Origin of the sequence: Agromyces neolithicus, from assembly GCF_039529735.1 — a bacterium.
In the GTDB taxonomy this organism is placed as follows: domain Bacteria; phylum Actinomycetota; class Actinomycetes; order Actinomycetales; family Microbacteriaceae; genus Agromyces; species Agromyces neolithicus.
The window spans coordinates 144,987-161,686 of record NZ_BAAANJ010000009.1 but is presented as its reverse complement, the minus strand read 5'-3'; the positions used below and the strand labels follow the sequence as shown (position 1 = coordinate 161,686).

Genomic DNA, 16,700 nt, shown 5'->3' with positions numbered 1-16,700 from the left:
ACCTGAAGCCAGGCTGAAGCCGGTCGCAATGCTCGCGCGGCCAGCAGGAGAGGGTCAGCGGGCCGATGTCGGGAGCGTCACGACCACGCGCGTGCCCTCGTCGTCGGCGCCCGATTCGATGCGCACCGTACCGCCGTGCGCCGCCACGATCTCACGCACGATGGCGAGGCCGAGTCCACTGCCTCCGGTGTCGCGGGCGCGCGCGTCGTCGAGCCGCACGAACCGCTCGAACACCCGCTCGCGTTCGTCGGCCGGAATGCCGTCGCCGTCGTCGCTGACGGTGAGCACGACGGATGTCTCGTCGGAGGCGGGCGCGACGGTCAGGGCGAGCTTCGTGCGCGCGTGCCTGGCTGCGTTGTCGACGAGGTTGCGCACGAGCTGGCGCAGCAGCCCGGCATCGCCGCGAACGCGGGACGCCGCGATGGCGCTCGTGTCGACCGTGAGTTCGGTTCCGCCCCGAACCCGCCTGGCCTCGTCGAGCAGCAGGTCGTCGAGGTCGACGTCGTTCGCGTCCATGCGCAGGGCGCCCTCGTCGGCGTGCGCAAGCACGAGCATGCCCTGCACGAGGCGCTCGAGGCGCTCGCCCTCTTCGAGCACGGCGTCGCGGAGTTCGTCGATGCTGATGCGGTCGGGGTGCGCGCGGGCGACCTCGGCGTACTGCCGCAGTGCCGCGAGCGGCGACTTGAGCTCGTGCGAGGCGTCGGAGATGAAGCGCCGCTGCGTCGACTGGGCCGACTCGAGGCGGTCGAGCATGCCGTTCAGCGTGCGCGCCAGCCGACCGATCTCGTCGTCGACGGGCGGCTCGTCGATGCGTCGGGCGAGCGTCGCCGCAGTCACGCCGTCGACCTGCCGCCGCATGCGCTCGACCGGCGAGAGCGCCCGGCCGACGATGATCCACGAGGTCGCGGCGACGAGCATGACGATGAGCGGCACCGCGATCCAGAGCAGTTGCGCAATGGTCGCGAGCGTGTCCTCAGCCGCTTCGGTGTCACGCCCGACGATCACGATGCCGTCGCCGGCGTCGCTGCTGAAACCCTCGACGGCCGTCACGAACGTCTCGTCGTCGACGCTGACGGGTGCCGCATCGTCATCCTCCGCGACCGGCGCGGAGGGCGCGTCCTCGCTGGCGAAGATGATCGTGCCCGACTCGTCGACGACCTGCACGAGCCGCTCATCAGGTTCGGAGATCGAGCCGAGCCCGTCGACCTCGATGCGCTCGGCGATCACCGCGGCATCCTGCTCTGCAGCGTTGCGCAGCCCGTCGAAGAGCGACGTGTGCAGCGTGACCCAGAACCCCACGGCGCCCAGCACGAGAGCGACGGCGACGACGGATGTCGCGACGAGGGTGATCCGCTCGCGAACGCCGCCTCGTCGTCGTGGGCGGCGCGGCGCCTCTGCCGTCGCCTCAGCCACCGTCGGCCGCCAGCCGGTAGCCGGCGCCGCGCAAGGTCTCGATGCTCGCTCGGCCGAACGGACGGTCGACCTTGTTGCGCAGGTGCCTGATGTAGACCTCGACGATGTTCGGGTCGCCGTCGAAGTCGAAATCCCAGACGCCGCCGAGGATCTCGGCCTTCGACACGACCTGGCCCGCCCGGCGGAGGAGGAATTCGAGCACCGTGAACTCGCGCGTCGTGAGTTCGATCGGCACGTCGCCGCGGCGCACCGCCCTGGTGGCGGGATCGAGGCTGAGATCGCCCGCCTCCAGCACGGCCGGGCGCGGTGCCGAGCCGCGGCGGATCAGGGCGCGCACCCGCGCGACGAGCACCGCGAATGAGAAGGGCTTCGTCAGGTAGTCGTCGGCGCCGGTGTCGAGGGCCTCGACCTGATCCCACTCGCCGCTCTTCGCCGTGAGCATCAGCACGGGCGTCCAGTCGCCCTCGTCGCGCAGGGTGCGACACACCGTGTAGCCGCTCACACCCGGCAGCATGATGTCGAGCAGCACGACCGCGTAGTGGTTCTCGCGCGCGAACCAGAGCCCGTCGGTGCCGTCGGCGGCGACGTCGACGGCGAACCCTTCAGCCTCGAGGCCGCGCTTCAGCCCCTCGGCGAGGCGAGCCTCGTCTTCGACGACCAATACGCGCACCGCGGGACTCCCTTCGTGAACCCATCTTGGCCGATGAGACCCAGAATGGCGGGATGCCCCTGAAGCGAGCCTGAAGCGCGCAGCCCGAGGCATCCGCGTGGTGGCCCCGTGGTGTGGCGCGGCGCCCGACCGGTCAGAGTCGAACCACCTCGGTCACCCGCACGACCGCGGCGCCCTCGTCGGCCGATGCCTCGAGGTCGACCTCGGCGCGGATGCGCCAGTCGCGATCGCCGGCGGGGTCGTCGATCGTCTGCTCGACGCGCCAGGTGCCGTTCGCGGCATCCGTCTCGTCGATCGCGACGAGCTGCGGCGACCGCGCCGCCGGCCCGACGCCGATCTCGTCGTGCTCGTCGTAATACCGGTCGAGTGCGCCGGGCCAGTCGGCGTCGGGATCGAGCTCGGCGAGCTCGTCGTCGCGCTCGAGCGCGGCGAGCTGCACCCGGCGGAACAGCTCGTTGCGCACGAGCACCGTGAAGGCGCGACGGTTCGTGACGACGCTCGGGGGCGCTGGCGGCACGACGGCCGCCTCGTCTTCGGGCAGGTGCGACGCCGGATCGATGAGCTCGGCCCACTCGTCGACGAGGCTCGAGTCGACCTGGCGCACGAGTTCGCCGAGCCACTCGATGAGGTCGAGCAGCTCCTCGTTCTTCGCCTCTTCGGGCACGGTCTGCCGCACCGCGCGGAAGGCATCCGAGAGGTAGCGCAGCACGAGTCCCTCGCTGCGCGCGAGCTGGTAGAACGACACGTATTCGCCGAACGACATACTGCGCTCGAACATGTCGCGCACGACCGACTTGGGGCTCAGCTCGAAGTCGCGCACCCACGGCTGGCTCGACGCGAACACCTCGAACGACTGGGCGAGCAGTTCGTCGAGCGGCTTGGGCCACGTGACCTGCTCGAGCAGCTCCACGCGCTGGTCGTACTCGATGCCGTCCTGCTTCATCGCGGCGACGGCCTCGCCGCGGGCCTTGTACTGCTGCTGCGAGAGGATCGGGCGCGGGTCGTCGAGCGTCGACTCGATGACCGACACGACGTCGAGCGCGTAGTGGCCGGTGCCGACGCCCGGCGCGCCGGGCGCCTCCTCGGGGTCGAGCAGCTCGATCGCGGCGAGCGCGAACGGCGAGAGCGGCTGGTTGAGCGCGAAGTTCGGCTGCAGGTCGACCGTGAGCCTGATCTCGGCGAGTGCATGGCCGGATGCCCCGGGCGGCAGCACCTCGACGACGCCCGCGTCGCGCAGGGTGCGGAAGATCTCGAGCGCACGCCGGGCCAGCTCGAACTGCCGGGCGCGTGTCTCGTGGTTGTCGAAGACGAGCGATCGGATGTCGCCGACGACGTCTCCCCCGCGGCCGATGACGTTGATCAGCATCGCCGCCGAGAGGCGCAGCTGCGGGGCGAGCGGCTCGGGCTGAGCGTCGACGAGCCGTTCGAACGAGGCCGCGCTCCAGTTCACGAACCCTGCGGGCGCCTTCTTGCGCACGATCTTCTTGACCTTCTTCGGGTCGTCGCCGGCCTTGCGCACGGCCGTCTCGTTCTCGATCTCGTGGTCAGGGGCGAGCACGACCACGGTGCCGGCGGTGTCGTAGCCCGCCCGACCCGCGCGCCCCGCGATCTGGTGGAACTCGCGGGCGCTGAGCTGGCGCATGCGCTGCCCGTCGTACTTCGACAGCGCCGTGATGAGCACCGAACGGATCGGCACGTTGATGCCGACGCCGAGGGTGTCGGTGCCGCAGATCACGCGCAGCAGGCCGCGTTGGGCGAGCGTCTCGACGAGCCGCCGGTAGCGCGGCAGCATGCCGGCGTGGTGCACGCCGATGCCCGCGCGCACGAGCCGCGAGAGGGTCTTGCCGAACGCCGTCGTGAACCGGAACCCGCCGATCGCCTCGGCGATCTCGTCGCGCTGCTCGCGGGTCACGACCCGGATCGACGACAGCGCCTGCGCGCGTTCCATGGCGGCCGCCTGCGAGAAGTGCACGATGTACACGGGCGCCTGCCGCGTTTCGAGCAGCTCTTCGACGGTCTCCTGCACCGGGGTCTTCGCATACGAGAAGTGCAGCGGCACCGGCCGCTCGACCCCCGTGACCTGGGCGGTGTCGCGCCCGGTGCGCCGCGTGAGGTCGGCGGCGATGTCGGTGACGTCGCCGAGGGTGGCCGACATCAGGATGAACTGCACGCGCGGCAGGGTGATGAGCGGCACCTGCCACGCCCACCCGCGGTCGGCGTCGCCGTAGAAGTGGAACTCGTCCATGACGACCTGGTCGACCTCGGCGTCGGCGCCATGTCGCAGGGCGAGGTTCGCGAGGATCTCGGCGGTGCAGCAGATGATCGGGGCGTCGGGGTTGACCGAGCTGTCGCCCGTGACCATGCCCACGTTGCGCGCGCCGAAGACCTCGACGAGCTGGAAGAACTTCTCGCTCACGAGCGCCTTGATGGGTGCCGTGTAATACGAGCGGCCACCCTGGGCGACGGATGCCGCGTGCGCGGCCACAGCCACGAGGGACTTGCCGGTGCCCGTGGGCGTCGAGACGATCACGTTGGCGCCCGAGACGATCTCGATGATCGCCTCGTCCTGCGCGGGGTAGAGCGCGAGCCCTCGATCGGCCGACCACTCGACGAAGGCGTCGTACGTCGCGTCGGCGTCGTACGGGCGTGGGACGCGATCGAGCAGGGGCAGGGTCATCCGTCGAGTCTGCCGCACAACCGGTGCCCCGATGGCATCCGCGAATGGGGGAAGCCAGCCGGCGGCCCCCTGAATCGGGTGCGGCCGCCGGCCGGCTTCAAGACCGTCGCCAGCGCGGTGACAGTTCCCCCTGCAGTCCGCAGGCGTCGGTCGTGTTCCACGGTAGGTTGCGGCGCACGCCCGCGGGATCAGGGTCACCACTGAGTTCGGCTGCGGCAGTGCACTATTCCGCAATGGAGCGCGGAGCGCTAGCGTTCGCTCAGATGTCACCTCGAGGAGGACCCCCGCGATGCGTATCTCCAAGGAACCTGCACCCGATGGCGTTGCGGCCGAGGCGGCCGATGACGCGCTGACCGATGCCTTCGACGTCGCGCTGGTCGTGGTGCACGGCATGGGCGACGCCTACACGAGCCAGATCCTGCTCGAATGGGCCGAACCACTGCTCGGGCGACTCGAGTGGCTGGCACGAGACCCCTTGATCGGCGGCGACCGCGAGGGCTTCGGCGTCGTGATCAACGAGTCCACGCTCGCCGGCGCCACGCCCGTCGTCACTGCGACGGTGACGTTCCCGAAGCGGCAGCATGAGCAAGGCGCCCGGCGCACCCCGCCGGACGGCGAGCCCGAGAAGGCGACGCGTCGGATCGCGATCCTCGAGGCGCGCTGGGAAGACGCGTTCGTGCCGCTCGATCGGCGCGCCGTGTTCAAGTGGGCGGTGCGCTTCCTGTGGCGGGCGTTCCGGCGCATGCTGCGCCTGTTCGCGTACACGCTCGTGTTCCTTCCGTGGTACGTGCTGCTGCGGCATCTGAGGTCGCCTGAGACCTCGCTGCTGCCGTTCCCACTCAATGTCATCGTCGACGGGGTCCGGCTCATCGCCTCGACTCTGATGTTCGCGGTGATGTGGGTGTTCATCGTGGCACTCGGCATCGTGCTGACGCCGATCCTGCCACTGCTCAGTCCGCTGCTCATCATCCCTGCATTCGCGCGGTTCGCGAAGGGCGCCCTCGACACGATCGTGGAGTCGATCGGCGATGCGGCGACGTGGCGAGAGATGCCGGTACGCGCAAGTGCGATGCGCATGGTCGTCCGCGATGCAGTCACCCACGCGAGCCGACTCGTCGGGAAGAAGGGCGAGGTGCACGTGCTCGCCCACTCCCAGGGTGCCGCCGTGGCGACGTACGCGCTGCTCGAGGAACTGGTCCCCGACAAGCTCAACGTGCGGCGCCTCACGACCGTGGGAGCCGCCGTCGTACTGCTCGGCAAAGAGAAGTGGCCGGGCCGCAACACCCCCTATCGCCCCATCGAGCGGTGGGTGGAGCTGAACGCCGAGCTCCCTCCAGACAGGCGTCTCGTCTGGCAGAACTACTGGGCGACGTGGGATCCGTTCTCGGCGGGCCCGATCGCCGACAGGTCGGAGGAACTGCAGCGGCGTTGGCGAGCGTCGTACTTCCCCGAGATCGCGTCGACGCCCGACGGCCCCGAAGAGCACGCCGTGCACAACACGAACCAACCGTTCCTCGACCATTCGCTGTACTACGACAACGTCACCGAGGTCATCGAGCCGACCGCGCTGAACCTCCTCGGCGACGACTACCCGCGGCCGCCCGCTGCAGTGGAGTACGTCGAGACCCGGCTCTCGGTGATTGCGAAGAAGTCGCTGGGCGCGAACTTCCTCGCGGCGGTCGTGATCGCCGCGATCGTGCCGGGACTCCCCCCGGTCTCGGAGGCATTCGCCTGGTTGCTCAGCGGAATCTCGTCCGCCGTCGCCTGGGTGTTCGACCTGTTCAACGGCTCTGCCCCGCCACCGGACTTCGAGCAGAACGTCGGGTGGTTGCGTCGCGTCGACCCCGACACCGGCGTGGAGTCGCTCTCGATCTGGGGTTGGATCGTCGCGGCCTCCCTGATCCTCGCCGCGCTGGTGTGGGTGAATCAGCAGCTGCATCGGGTGATCTTGCGCTCGCGGGTGTGGAAGCGCAGCCCGGCCGACGCGCGGAGGTGGCTCGCGTACACGATGATCCCGCGATCGCTCTACGCGCTCGCAGCCGCTGCCGCGGTGTTCTTCGGCATCGCGCTGTGGCCCGATTGGGACGGGTGGACCGATGATCAACTGGCGTCGTTCCTCGGCTGGACGGCCGTGGTGCTGCTGTTCCTCACGGCACTCGCCGTGTTCCAGCCGCGGTTCGCGCCGGCACCCGTCGTCGTTCCCGGCACGATGCCGCCGGTACCCGGCGTGCCCGAGGGCGCTGCAACCGTTCCGACGGCGCAGCCGGCGCAGCCGGCGGAGTCGAAGGTCAGCCGGGCGCTGATCACCGATGTTCCGGCGAGAGAACCGGTCGCCTCGGGCACGACGGCAACGACCGGGCTGGTCGCGAACCTCGCGATGACCGCCGCAGTCGACAAACCGGCCGAGCGCGAGATGACGCTCGGTCGTGCGATGCGCAATGCCGACTACACCGGGGAGCGCGACGACCGCCGCATCGCGACCGGCGGGGTTTGACTAGGCCTCCCGGTCGCGCCCCGACCCCCAGACGACCGTCGGCCGCACCACCGACCCCGGATCGCCGCCCGTAACCAGCTCCACGATCGCCTCGATGATGCGGAACGGCAGCACCGCCGCGAGCTGCAGCACCACGAGCGGCGCGAGCACCGCGCCTGAGTAGTTGAGCAGCAGCATGAGCGGCGCGCGCCGCCACCACGGCACGGCCGCCACCGCCGGCACGACCGCGAGCACGAGCCATCCGATGTTCCAGAATGCGAGCACGGATGCCGCGACGACGACGATCGCGCCCAGGATCGCCTGCGCGAAGAAGACCCAGCCGGCGACACCGGCGAGTCCGCGCTCGCGGTCGGCCGACACCCACGCCCACATCAGCCCGGCTCGCAGCCTCGGCACGCCCTGCTCGCGCAGCGCCGTGCGGAACACCCGGTCGACCTCGCGACGACGTTCGAGCTCGGCGCGGCGATCGGGCGACGCCGGGTCGTCGAAGGGTGCCGCGTGCACATCGTGCATCACGGCGGGTGCCGACTGTCGGCCGTAGCTCGCGATGAATGCCCAGACGAGCGACGGCACCGACGCGAGATCGGTGTCGACCTGCTGACCGCGCTGCGCCGGAACGGGGTAGTGACGCCCCGACACGGGGTCGACGTAGACGAACGGCGCCTGAAGCTCGAAGCGGTACCCGTCGGCCGGCCGCTGCGCGAGCGCGAGCTCGTCGAGGGGGCGTCCGTCATCGGAGAGGAACGGCATGTGGTCTCCTTTGTCAGCCGAGCAGGAACGCGACGGTGAGCAGCACGGGCACCGACCCGACCGTCGTGATGAACACGGTGTCGCGGGCGACGATCTCGGCGGTCTCATAGCGCTGTGCGTAGTTGAACACATTCTGCGCGGTCGGCAGCGCGGCGAGCACAGTGACGGCGTACAGTGCGACGTCGTCGAGCCCGAACACGAAGCGCCCGATCGCCCACGCGGCAAGCGGCATCGCGGCGAGTTTCAGTGCCGATGCGAGCAGCACGTCGCGACGACCTGTTGCGGCCTCGAGCAGTCGCTGCCCGTGCAGCGACAGCCCGTAGGCGATCAGCATGAGCGGCACGGCCGCGTTGCCGATGAGCGCGATGGGCTCGAGCACGATCGGCGGCAGTTCGAGCCCGGTGACGGCCACCAGCACGCCGAGCAGCGAGCCCACGATGATCGGGTTCGTCAGCGTCGAGCGCACGATCTGCCACGCGGATGTCGCACCGGTGACCTTGGCGCCCAGGATCGCGAGCGCGATGGGAGCGAACAGCAGCAGTTGCAGCAGCACGATCGGGGCCGAGTACGCGGCGTCGCCCAGCATGTACACGGCGATCGGGATGCCGAAGTTGTTGGCGTTGACGTAGCCCGCGCCGAGCGAGCCGACGACGGTGCTGGCGATGCCGCGTCGCCAGATGAGCAGTGAGACGAGGGCGAACACGAGCATCACCGCGACCGCGGCGATCGCCGAGACCGGCAGCAGCACCGAGAACAGGGCGGCGACGTCGGCGCGGGCGAGCACCGAGAACAGCAGGAACGGGGCGAGCACGCTGACTTTCAGCCTGGCGAGCACGGGGCGCGCCTCGGGACCGAGCACGCCCGTGCGACCCGCGAGCCAGCCGACGATCACGGCGAGGGCGATGACGGCGAACCCGGTGAAGACCTCGATCATGCGCGCAGCCCGGCGGCTACCAGCGGCCGTGCACCTGCGTGCGGATCTCGCGGTCGTACAGTTCGCGCACCACGTCGTCGAAGCCGTCGTGCAGCTCGAGCGACCCCGCGGCCGCGTTCGCCTGCGCCTGCCCGGGGTTGCGCGCGCCCGGAATCACCGTGCTCACGCCCGACTGGGTCGCGACCCACGCGAGCGCCACCTGGGCAGACGTGCGCTCGGGCGCCGCATCGCGGGCGAGCTCGACGAACTCGGCGGCGGCGCGAACCCCCGTGGCGTAGTCGACGCCCGAGAAGGTCTCACCCACGTCGAACGACTCGCCGTGCCGGTTGAAGCTGCGATGGTCGTTCGCGGCGAACTGCGTGTCGAGGGTGTATCGACCCGAGAGCAGCCCGCTCGCGAGCGGCACGCGGGCGATGATGCCGACACCGGCCGCACGCGCCGCGGGCAGCACCTCGTCGAGCGGCTTCAGCCGGAACGCATTGAGGATGATCTGCACCGTCGAGAGGTTCGGCCGGGCGATCGCAGTGAGCGCCTCGTCGACCTTCTCGACACTGACGCCATAGCTTGCGATGGCGCCGTCGTCGACGAGCGTGTCGAGGGCGTCGAACACCTTGTCGTCGCCGAACACCGAGGTCGGCGGGCAGTGCAGCTGCACCAGGTCGAGCGTGTCGACGCCCAGGTTCGCGCGCGAGCGGTCGGTCCAGGCGCGGAAGTGCTCGAGCGAGTAGTTCGCGTGCTGCTGCGGCAGGCGCCGGCCCATCTTCGTGCCGACCGTGACACCCGAGTCGGGGTGCTCACGCAGCCAGCGGCCGATGAGCGACTCGCTGCGGCCGTCGCCGTAGACGTCGGCGGTGTCGAAGAAGGTGACGCCGGCCTCGCGTGCGGCGTCGAGCACCGCGAGGGCGTCGCGCTCGTCGACGTCGCCCCAGTCGGCGCCGAGCTGCCAGGTGCCGAGGCCGATGACGGAAACGGTGCGGCCCGTGCGGCCGAGGGTGCGAGTCTGCATGATGCTGCCCACGATATCGGCACGGGACGACATGACCGGTGGGCCGCGCGAGAAGGCGCGGCCCACCGGTCACGATCGGGTCAGGTCAGAGCTGCTGTTCGGCGCCGAACCGCTGCCGCGCCTCGGCCGGGATGAGCGGGCGCTCGGCGCGGGCCTTGATCTGCTGTACCGCCCACGAGTTGCCGTCGGGGTCGCTGAAGCCGAAGAAGGTGCCGCCGTCCATGTCGTTGAAGACCATGATGTCGCTGCACTCCACCCCGCGCGAGGTGAGCTCGTCGCGCGCGGCCGCGGCGTCGGCGACGACGAGCTGCGTGCCCTTCAGCGAGCCCGGCGCCATCTCCTGCTGTGCCGGGAGGTTGCCGATGACGATCGAGCAACCCGAGCCGCGCGGCGTGAGCTGCGCGACGTCCATGTGCTCGTTGACCGTGTGGTGGTCGAGGTCGAATCCGACCTGGTCGCGGTAGAAGGCGATCGAGCGGTCGATGTCACTGACCGGCACGATGACGACTTCGAGGGTCCAATCCATGATGTGCTCCGTTTCGGTGAGGTGCTTCAGTAGGGTGGGTTGGGAGGTTGAAGTGCGACCGGATGCCGCGAACGAGGCTACGCCGCGACATCCGCTCGCCCCTGATCAGCCGTTGGCGAGCATCAGGCGGCGACGAGCGCGTCGAGGCGTTCGTAGCCCTCGCGGAGGCCGGTCTCCATGCCGCTCGCGACCATGCCGTCGCGCGACTCGACCGTGGGGTACACCGAATGGATGCGCAACCTGGTGCGGCCGTCGCCGAGGTCTTCGAACGTCATCGCCTCGATCGCGACGACGTCGGGGAAGCCCTCGAACTCGAACGTCTGCACGGCGAACTCGTTCTCGCGCACGGTGTGGAACGTGCCCCGGAAGGCGAAGGACTCGCCGTCGGCGTTCGTGTGCAGGTAGCGGTAGCCACCCTGGGACACGAAGTCCCAGCGCTCGACCTGCATCTCGTAGCCGTTCGGCCCGAGCCACTGCGTGATGAGCTCGGGGTCGCGGTGCGCGTTGAAGACGGCCGCCACTGGGGCGTCGATCTCGCGCTCGATGTCGATGAAGGGAAGCCCCTCGGGGGCGGTGATGGTGACGGGGTTCGTCATGATTCTGCGTCTTTCTGTGTGGTGGCGGGGGCGGTGCCCTCGCCGGATGCTGCGACGCGAGCGCCGCGGTCGGTGGCGAGCAGCGCGTCGAGTGACCGGAACTGCTGCTCGTGGATCAGCCGGTAGCGGTCGATCCACTCGGTGAGTGCTTCGAGCGCGGCGGCGTCGAGGTGCACCGGGCGCCGCTGGGCGTCGCGGGTGCGCGTGACGAGACCGGCCGACTCGAGCACCTGGATGTGCTTCGAGACCGCCTGCTTGGTGATCTCGAACGGTTCGGCGAGTTCGTTGACGGTGGCCGGCCCGCGGCTCAGGCGGGCGACGATGCGGCGACGCACCGGGTCGGCCAACGCCATGAATGCGCGGTCGAGGCGGTCGTCGGCACTCGGATCCACGAGCATCTGCCACCCCGATCGAATCGTCGTAGTCAATCGCTTGCTTGATCAACTGATTGATTGATTACGAGAATACGAGCGATGGATGACCCTGTCAAGGGTTATTCGAAACGGGATGCCGCCGGCGAAACGGGTTCCCTGCCGGCGAGCGGGTTGCCACCGGCGAAAGGGTTGCCATCGGCCTTGCGAGGCGCCACTATCGGCATGTCACGAACGACGATTCGAAAGGGTGCCACCGATGGTCACGCTCAACCCCTACCTCAACTTCACCGACAACGCCCGCGAAGCCATGGAGTTCTACCAGTCGGTCTTCGGCGGCGAACTCACCACGAGCACGTTCGCCGACTTCGGGGCCGCCCAAGACCCCGCCGACGCCGACAAGGTCATGCACAGCCAGCTCGAGTCGAGCACCATCACGCTCATGGGCGCCGACACCCCCAGCTACCTCGAGTTCCCCGGAACGAAGGGCAACATCTCTGTCTCGCTCTCAGGGGGCCCCGACGACGACGCCACGCTGCGCGGCTACTGGCAGAAGCTCGCCGAAGGCGGCACGATCGCGCAGCCGCTCGAGGTCGCACCTTGGGGCGACGCGTTCGGCATGCTCACCGACCGCTTCGGCACGGCCTGGCTCGTGAACATCGGCGGCGCGCAACAGGCCTGACCCGCTCAGCCCTGACGCCCCTCGCTCCGCGGGCCTCTGCCGTTGCGGGGGTGCTTTCGCGCCAGATTTCGGCGATTCCTGCTCGGAATCTGCGCAAAAGCACCCCCGAAGCGCCGGGTGGGCGCGGGAAGGGGCGGGGACGTGGCGGGGACGGGCCGGGGAACGGAGTTCGTGGCCTAGTCGAAGAGGTCGGAGAGCCAGCTCTCCTTCTTCTTCTTGCGGTAGCCCTGGTCGCCGTAACCCCGGTTGTCGTAGCCGCGGTTGTCGTAGCCGCGGTTGTCGTACGACTGCTGCTGACTGTAGGCCGGCGGCGCCGGGGATGACGGGGCCGTCGGGGCGGACTGCGGGGCACCGAACTCGCGGCCGGCGCGCTCGAGGATCTTGTCGAGCTCGCCTCGGTCGAGCCACACGCCGCGGCACGTCGGACAGTAGTCGATCTCGACGCCGCTGCGCTCACTCATCACGAGCACGGTTCCGTCACTGGGGCACTGCATGGGGCTCCTCCTTCGGGGCCGACAGGGTCGATCGGCACTGCCGCAAGCCTATGGAGCGAAGCTTTGAGGTTGCTCTGACGGATCGGGTCTCGATACGGCGCTTCGCGCCTACTCGACCGGCGGACTCAGATCGGTTTCGAGACGCGTCGCCTCCGACTGCGCTCCTCGACCGCCGGGGACCCCGAAACGCAGCGAGCGGATGCCCCGGCACGCGCCTCACGCGGAGGCGGCGGCCGGGACATCCGCTCGTTCAGTCGCCCTTCGACGGGACGACCTGGTGGTGCGAGAACTAGCCGATGACGGTGATGTTCTCGGCCTGCAGGCCCTTGGGGCCGCGGGCGGTCTCGAATTCGACCTTCTGGTTCTCTTCGAGCGAGCGGTAGCCGCCCGACGCGATCGCGCTGAAGTGCGCGAAGACGTCGGCGCTGCCGTCGTCGGGGGCGATGAAGCCGAAGCCCTTGTCGGCGTTGAACCACTTGACGGTTCCGGTAGCCATATTTCTTTTCCTTCTGTAAAGCCGAGCCGCCGTAACGGCTGCGACGTGCACGACCTCAGGTCGTGCGGGGTTCCGCGGGCGACGTCCGCCTGCGGAAGTGTGTGGGATCAGACCCGACGGAACTGGTTCACCATCGGGCAGTCGAACGGGTCGCGCGCGGCGAGGCCGACGCGGTTGAGGTAGCGGATGACGATGCCGTACGACTGCAGGATCGTCGTCTCGGTGTAGGGCACGTCGAGCGTGCGGGCGTACTCGCGCACGATCTCGCGCGCCTTCGCGAGGTGCGGGCGGGGCATGTTCGGGAACAGGTGGTGCTCGACCTGGTAGTTGAGTCCGCCGAAGAGCGCGCTGGCCCACATGCCGCCCGAGACGTTGCGCGAGGTGAGCACCTGCTTCGAGAAGAAGTCGAGCTTCGCGTCGGCGGGGATGATCGGCATGCCCTTGTGGTTCGGCGCGAACGAGGCCCCCATGTAGATGCCGAACACGGCGAGCTGCACCCCGATGAACGCGAACGCCATGCCGAGCGGCAGCATCCAGAAGATGGCGCCGAAGTAGACCGCGAACCGAACCCCGATGAGGCTGAGCTCGAGCGCACGGCCCTTGACGGCGCGGCGTTCGAACAGCGTGCTGATCGACCGGTAGTGCAGATTGACGCCCTCGAGCGTGAGCAGCGGAAAGAACAGGTAGCCCTGCTTGCGCGTGATGAGCGCCATCAGGCCACGCTGCTTCGCGGCATCGGCCTCGACGAACGAGATCGTGTCGAAGTCGATGTCGGGGTCCTTGCCGAGCTTGTTGGGGTTCGCGTGGTGACGGGTGTGCTTCGTCATCCACCACGAGTAGCTGATGCCCACGACGCCGGCTGCGATGGCGCGTCCCATGTGGTCGTTGGCCGGGCCCGACTCGAGCACCTGACGGTGCGAGGCCTCGTGTGCGAGGAAGGCGAACTGGGTGAAGATCAGCCCGAGCGCACCGGCGATCAGCAGCTGGAACCAGGAGTCGCCCAGCAGGATGAACCCGGTGACCGCACCGCCGAGCGCGATGAGCAGCACACCGATGAGCGCGATGTAGAACCAGCGGGTGCGGTTCAGCAGGCCCGACTCGCGAACGACCCGGCTGAGGGCGGTGTAACTGCGCGTGATATCAGCGGAGCCGGTGCGGGGCTTCGTAGCCCGGATCGCACCGAGGGATTCGGTGTGAGAGATGGTCTTCCCAGCTGTCGTCGTCGACTTCCCAGCCGGGGATCGCGAGTGACTACTCGCTGCAGATGCTTCGACTCTAGAGGGTGCGCATGGGAATGTGCTGGCAAATCTCGTTCGGGCATCATGTCGACGCACGTTCACCCGAGGTTCACCGCTCGGCCACGGGACATCCGCCAAGTGGGTTCGAACCCCCGGCAATCTGGCCGTGTGCGCCCGCACGCGGCGCACCGAACGTGATCGGAGCCCCTGATGACCATGACCCACGAACCGGCGCGAAGCGACGAGGCGACCTCGTCGGTGCGCCCCGTCGCACGCCGCACCCTGCTGCCGCTGATGCCCATGCAGGGGCACACGGCAGGAAAGCGCAGTGCGGTGACGTGCCACCTCAAGTGCGCCGACGCGTGCTTCCACCCGGTGCCCAACACGTCTGACAACGGGTATTTCCGCGACATCGTGAGTGCGAGCATGTCGCGCCGCTCGGTGCTCGCCGGTGCCGGTGCCGCGGCCGCCGCGATCGTCATCGGCGGCGCCGTCGCCGGTGACGCCGCACCCGCAGTGGCGATCCCCGGCGGCAACGGCGGCAAGCTCGCCTTCGACCCCATCGCCCCCGTGCCCGCGAGCGTCGACGACGTCGTCGTGCCCCACGGCTACCAGTGGCGCCCGATCATCCGCTGGGGCGACCCGCTCTTCTCGGAGGACGACGCGTTCGACCCGCAGAACCAGACCGCCGAGAAGCAGGCCCGCCAGTTCGGGTACAACAACGACTACCTCGACATCATCGCCGAGCCGAACGGCAAGCGCGGGGTGCTCGTCGCGAACTTCGAGTACACCAACGAGTCGATCATGTTCCCGCCCGAGCTCGACGCGGCCGAGCGCAGCCGCATCGCGATGGCGGCACACGGCTTCGGCGTCGTCGAGGTGGCGCGCTCGAAGAAGGGGCAGCCCTGGAGCTACGTCGTCGGCGCGCCGCGCAACCGGCGCATCACCCTCGACACGCCGTTCACCTTCACGGGCCCCGCCGCCGGCTCCGACCTGCTGAAGACCGTCGAGGACTCGACGGGGACCACGGTGCGCGGCACGCTCAACAACTGCGCCGGCGGCACGACGCCGTGGGGCACCGTGCTCTCGGGCGAGGAGAACTTCAACGGGTACTTCCGCAACCCCGGCGAGACCCCCGCCGAGCGGCGCTATGGCCTCAACGCCAACGGCGACGGGCGCGGTTGGCGTACTGTCGACCCCCGCTTCGACGGCGTCGCCAACCCCGGGTACCGCAACGAGCCGAACCGGTTCGGCTGGATCGTCGAGATCGACCCCGAGGACCCGACCTCGACGCCCGTCAAGCACACCGCGCTCGGCCGCTTCAAGCACGAGGGTGCGAACATCAGCATCTCGAAGAGCGGGCACGCGGTCGCCTACCAGGGCGACGACGAGCGCTTCGACTACCTCTACAAGTTCGTCTCGAAGGATCGCTTCGACGGCTCGAACAACCCCGCAGCAAGCGCGCACAACAAGACGCTGCTCACGGCGGGCACCCTGTACGTCGCGCAGTTCTCGGGCGACTCGCCCGCCGGCGAGATCGACGGCACGGGCACGGTGCCGTCGGACGGCCAGTTCGACGGAACCGGCCGCTGGGTGCCGCTCGTCATCGACGGCATGAGCCAGGTGCCCGGCTTCTCGGCCGCCGAGGTGCTCGTCAACACGCGCCTCGCCGCCGACGCCGTCGGTGCGACCAAGCTCGACCGCCCCGAAGACGTCGAGCCGAACCCCCGCACCGGGCGCGTCTACGTCGCGTGCACGAACAACACCGACCGCGGCGTTCCGGGACGCAAGGAGGGCGCGACCGAGGTCAACCCGCGCAACCGCAACCGCGACGGCCACATCATCGAGATCACCGAGAACGGCAACGACGCGGCCGCGACGACGTTCGGCTGGAGCATCCTGATTCTCGCCGGCGATCCGGCGACGAACCCGTCGACCTACTTCGCCGGCTTCCCGGCCGACAAGGTGTCGCCGATCTCGTGCCCCGACAACCTGGCCTTCGACTCGAACGGCAACCTCTGGATCTCGACCGACGGGCAGCCGGGCACGATCGGCCTGTGCGACGGGCTGTTCAAGGTGCCGCTCGAAGGCGCCGAGCGCGGCCGGGTGCAGCAGTTCCTGTCGGTGCCGCGCGACGGTGAGACCTGCGGTCCCCTCATCCACGACCAGGACGGTTCGGTGTTCGTCGCCGTGCAGCACCCGGGCGAAGACGGCTCGTGGGCCGCGCAGCGCTCGTACTTTCCCGACTACGTGACACCCGGCACCCTCGCCGACGGCAATTGGGGCGGCCCTCGCCCGAGCGTCGTGCAGGTCTGGAAGCCGTAGACCGGGACTACGCCCCACCGGTACGACG

15 protein-coding genes are annotated in these 16,700 nt (G+C 69.4%); 3 read left to right on the top strand and 12 right to left on the bottom strand.

The window, feature by feature from the left end; translation table 11 throughout:
• Nucleotides 1–54 precede the first annotated feature (54 nt).
• The 3 genes from ABD164_RS13035 to ABD164_RS13025 form a co-directional block, all read right to left on the bottom strand.
• Entirely contained in the window at nt 55–1,413 is a 1,359-nt protein-coding gene (locus ABD164_RS13035) for an ATP-binding protein (RefSeq protein WP_344296721.1), read from the bottom strand.
• Complete coding sequence (locus ABD164_RS13030; RefSeq protein WP_344296720.1) at nt 1,406–2,083, bottom strand: response regulator transcription factor; 678 nt, start codon at nt 2,081–2,083, stop codon at nt 1,406–1,408. The genes ABD164_RS13035 and ABD164_RS13030 overlap by 8 nt, the downstream gene beginning before the upstream one ends.
• A 133-nt stretch (nt 2,084–2,216) precedes the next feature.
• Nucleotides 2,217–4,760: a DEAD/DEAH box helicase gene (locus tag ABD164_RS13025; RefSeq protein ID WP_344296719.1), complete on the bottom strand. Its 2,544-nt coding sequence runs from the start codon at nt 4,758–4,760 to the stop codon at nt 2,217–2,219.
• Nucleotides 4,761–5,049: 289 nt separating this feature from the next.
• Between ABD164_RS13025 and ABD164_RS13020 the strand changes: the two genes are divergently transcribed.
• Nucleotides 5,050–7,254 carry a hypothetical protein gene (locus ABD164_RS13020; protein WP_344296718.1) on the top strand — a complete coding sequence of 735 codons (2,205 nt, stop codon included), beginning with the start codon at nt 5,050–5,052 and terminating at the stop codon, nt 7,252–7,254.
• Here the strand turns inward: ABD164_RS13020 and ABD164_RS13015 are convergent, their stop codons facing one another.
• The 6 genes from ABD164_RS13015 to ABD164_RS12990 all read right to left on the bottom strand — a co-directional run bounded on the left by ABD164_RS13015 (nt 7,255) and on the right by ABD164_RS12990 (nt 11,464).
• Nucleotides 7,255–8,004, bottom strand: coding sequence for a DUF1353 domain-containing protein (locus ABD164_RS13015; RefSeq protein ID WP_344296716.1), 750 nt, complete (start codon nt 8,002–8,004; stop codon nt 7,255–7,257).
• Between the two features lie 13 nt (nt 8,005–8,017).
• Nucleotides 8,018–8,938: an AEC family transporter gene (locus ABD164_RS13010; RefSeq protein ID WP_344296715.1), complete on the bottom strand. Its 921-nt coding sequence runs from the start codon at nt 8,936–8,938 to the stop codon at nt 8,018–8,020.
• Nucleotides 8,939–8,954: 16 nt separating this feature from the next.
• Nucleotides 8,955–9,944: an aldo/keto reductase gene (locus tag ABD164_RS13005; protein ID WP_344296714.1), complete on the bottom strand. Its 990-nt coding sequence runs from the start codon at nt 9,942–9,944 to the stop codon at nt 8,955–8,957.
• A gap of 85 nt (nt 9,945–10,029) precedes the next feature.
• On the bottom strand, nt 10,030–10,470 hold the full coding sequence (locus ABD164_RS13000) for a VOC family protein (RefSeq protein WP_344296713.1): 441 nt from the start codon (nt 10,468–10,470) through the stop codon (nt 10,030–10,032).
• Between the two features lie 122 nt (nt 10,471–10,592).
• Nucleotides 10,593–11,066: an SRPBCC family protein gene (locus tag ABD164_RS12995; protein WP_344296712.1), complete on the bottom strand. Its 474-nt coding sequence runs from the start codon at nt 11,064–11,066 to the stop codon at nt 10,593–10,595.
• The gene (locus tag ABD164_RS12990) at nt 11,063–11,464 is read right to left on the bottom strand and encodes an ArsR/SmtB family transcription factor (protein WP_344296711.1); all 402 of its coding nucleotides are present in this window, start codon (nt 11,462–11,464) and stop codon (nt 11,063–11,065) included. The genes ABD164_RS12995 and ABD164_RS12990 overlap by 4 nt, the downstream gene beginning before the upstream one ends.
• A gap of 232 nt (nt 11,465–11,696) precedes the next feature.
• Between ABD164_RS12990 and ABD164_RS12985 the strand changes: the two genes are divergently transcribed.
• Complete coding sequence (locus tag ABD164_RS12985) at nt 11,697–12,119, top strand: VOC family protein (RefSeq protein WP_344296710.1); 423 nt, start codon at nt 11,697–11,699, stop codon at nt 12,117–12,119.
• 176 nt (nt 12,120–12,295) lie between these two features.
• On the opposite strand, the gene ABD164_RS12980 is transcribed toward ABD164_RS12985, so the two are convergent.
• From ABD164_RS12980 to ABD164_RS12970, 3 genes are all read right to left on the bottom strand, one after another.
• Nucleotides 12,296–12,613, bottom strand: coding sequence for a TFIIB-type zinc ribbon-containing protein (locus ABD164_RS12980; RefSeq protein ID WP_344296709.1), 318 nt, complete (start codon nt 12,611–12,613; stop codon nt 12,296–12,298).
• Nucleotides 12,614–12,902: 289 nt separating this feature from the next.
• A complete protein-coding gene (locus ABD164_RS12975) occupies nt 12,903–13,109 on the bottom strand; it encodes a cold-shock protein (RefSeq protein ID WP_159602901.1) in 207 nt (68 codons plus the stop codon).
• Between the two features lie 107 nt (nt 13,110–13,216).
• Complete coding sequence (locus ABD164_RS12970) at nt 13,217–14,284, bottom strand: fatty acid desaturase family protein (RefSeq protein WP_344296816.1); 1,068 nt, start codon at nt 14,282–14,284, stop codon at nt 13,217–13,219.
• A gap of 273 nt (nt 14,285–14,557) precedes the next feature.
• Between ABD164_RS12970 and ABD164_RS12965 the strand changes: the two genes are divergently transcribed.
• Entirely contained in the window at nt 14,558–16,672 is a 2,115-nt protein-coding gene (locus ABD164_RS12965) for a PhoX family protein (protein ID WP_425545947.1), read from the top strand.
• Nucleotides 16,673–16,700: the final 28 nt, after the last annotated feature.

Excerpts from the sequence above, each read along its gene's own strand:
- ABD164_RS13025 (WP_344296719.1), bottom strand. The coding sequence starts at position 4,760 with ATGACCCTGCCCCTGCTCGATCGCGTCCCACGCCCGTACGACGCCGAC.
- ABD164_RS13020 (WP_344296718.1), top strand. The coding sequence starts at position 5,050 with ATGCGTATCTCCAAGGAACCTGCACCCGATGGCGTTGCGGCCGAGGCG.
- ABD164_RS13015 (WP_344296716.1), bottom strand. The coding sequence starts at position 8,004 with ATGCCGTTCCTCTCCGATGACGGACGCCCCCTCGACGAGCTCGCGCTC.
- ABD164_RS13010 (WP_344296715.1), bottom strand. The coding sequence starts at position 8,938 with ATGATCGAGGTCTTCACCGGGTTCGCCGTCATCGCCCTCGCCGTGATC.
- ABD164_RS13005 (WP_344296714.1), bottom strand. The coding sequence starts at position 9,944 with ATGCAGACTCGCACCCTCGGCCGCACGGGCCGCACCGTTTCCGTCATC.
- ABD164_RS13000 (WP_344296713.1), bottom strand. The coding sequence starts at position 10,470 with ATGGATTGGACCCTCGAAGTCGTCATCGTGCCGGTCAGTGACATCGAC.
- ABD164_RS12995 (WP_344296712.1), bottom strand. The coding sequence starts at position 11,066 with ATGACGAACCCCGTCACCATCACCGCCCCCGAGGGGCTTCCCTTCATC.
- ABD164_RS12990 (WP_344296711.1), bottom strand. The coding sequence starts at position 11,464 with ATGCTCGTGGATCCGAGTGCCGACGACCGCCTCGACCGCGCATTCATG.
- ABD164_RS12985 (WP_344296710.1), top strand. The coding sequence starts at position 11,697 with ATGGTCACGCTCAACCCCTACCTCAACTTCACCGACAACGCCCGCGAA.
- ABD164_RS12980 (WP_344296709.1), bottom strand. The coding sequence starts at position 12,613 with ATGCAGTGCCCCAGTGACGGAACCGTGCTCGTGATGAGTGAGCGCAGC.
- ABD164_RS12975 (WP_159602901.1), bottom strand. The coding sequence starts at position 13,109 with ATGGCTACCGGAACCGTCAAGTGGTTCAACGCCGACAAGGGCTTCGGC.
- ABD164_RS12965 (WP_425545947.1), top strand. The coding sequence starts at position 14,558 with ATGACCATGACCCACGAACCGGCGCGAAGCGACGAGGCGACCTCGTCG.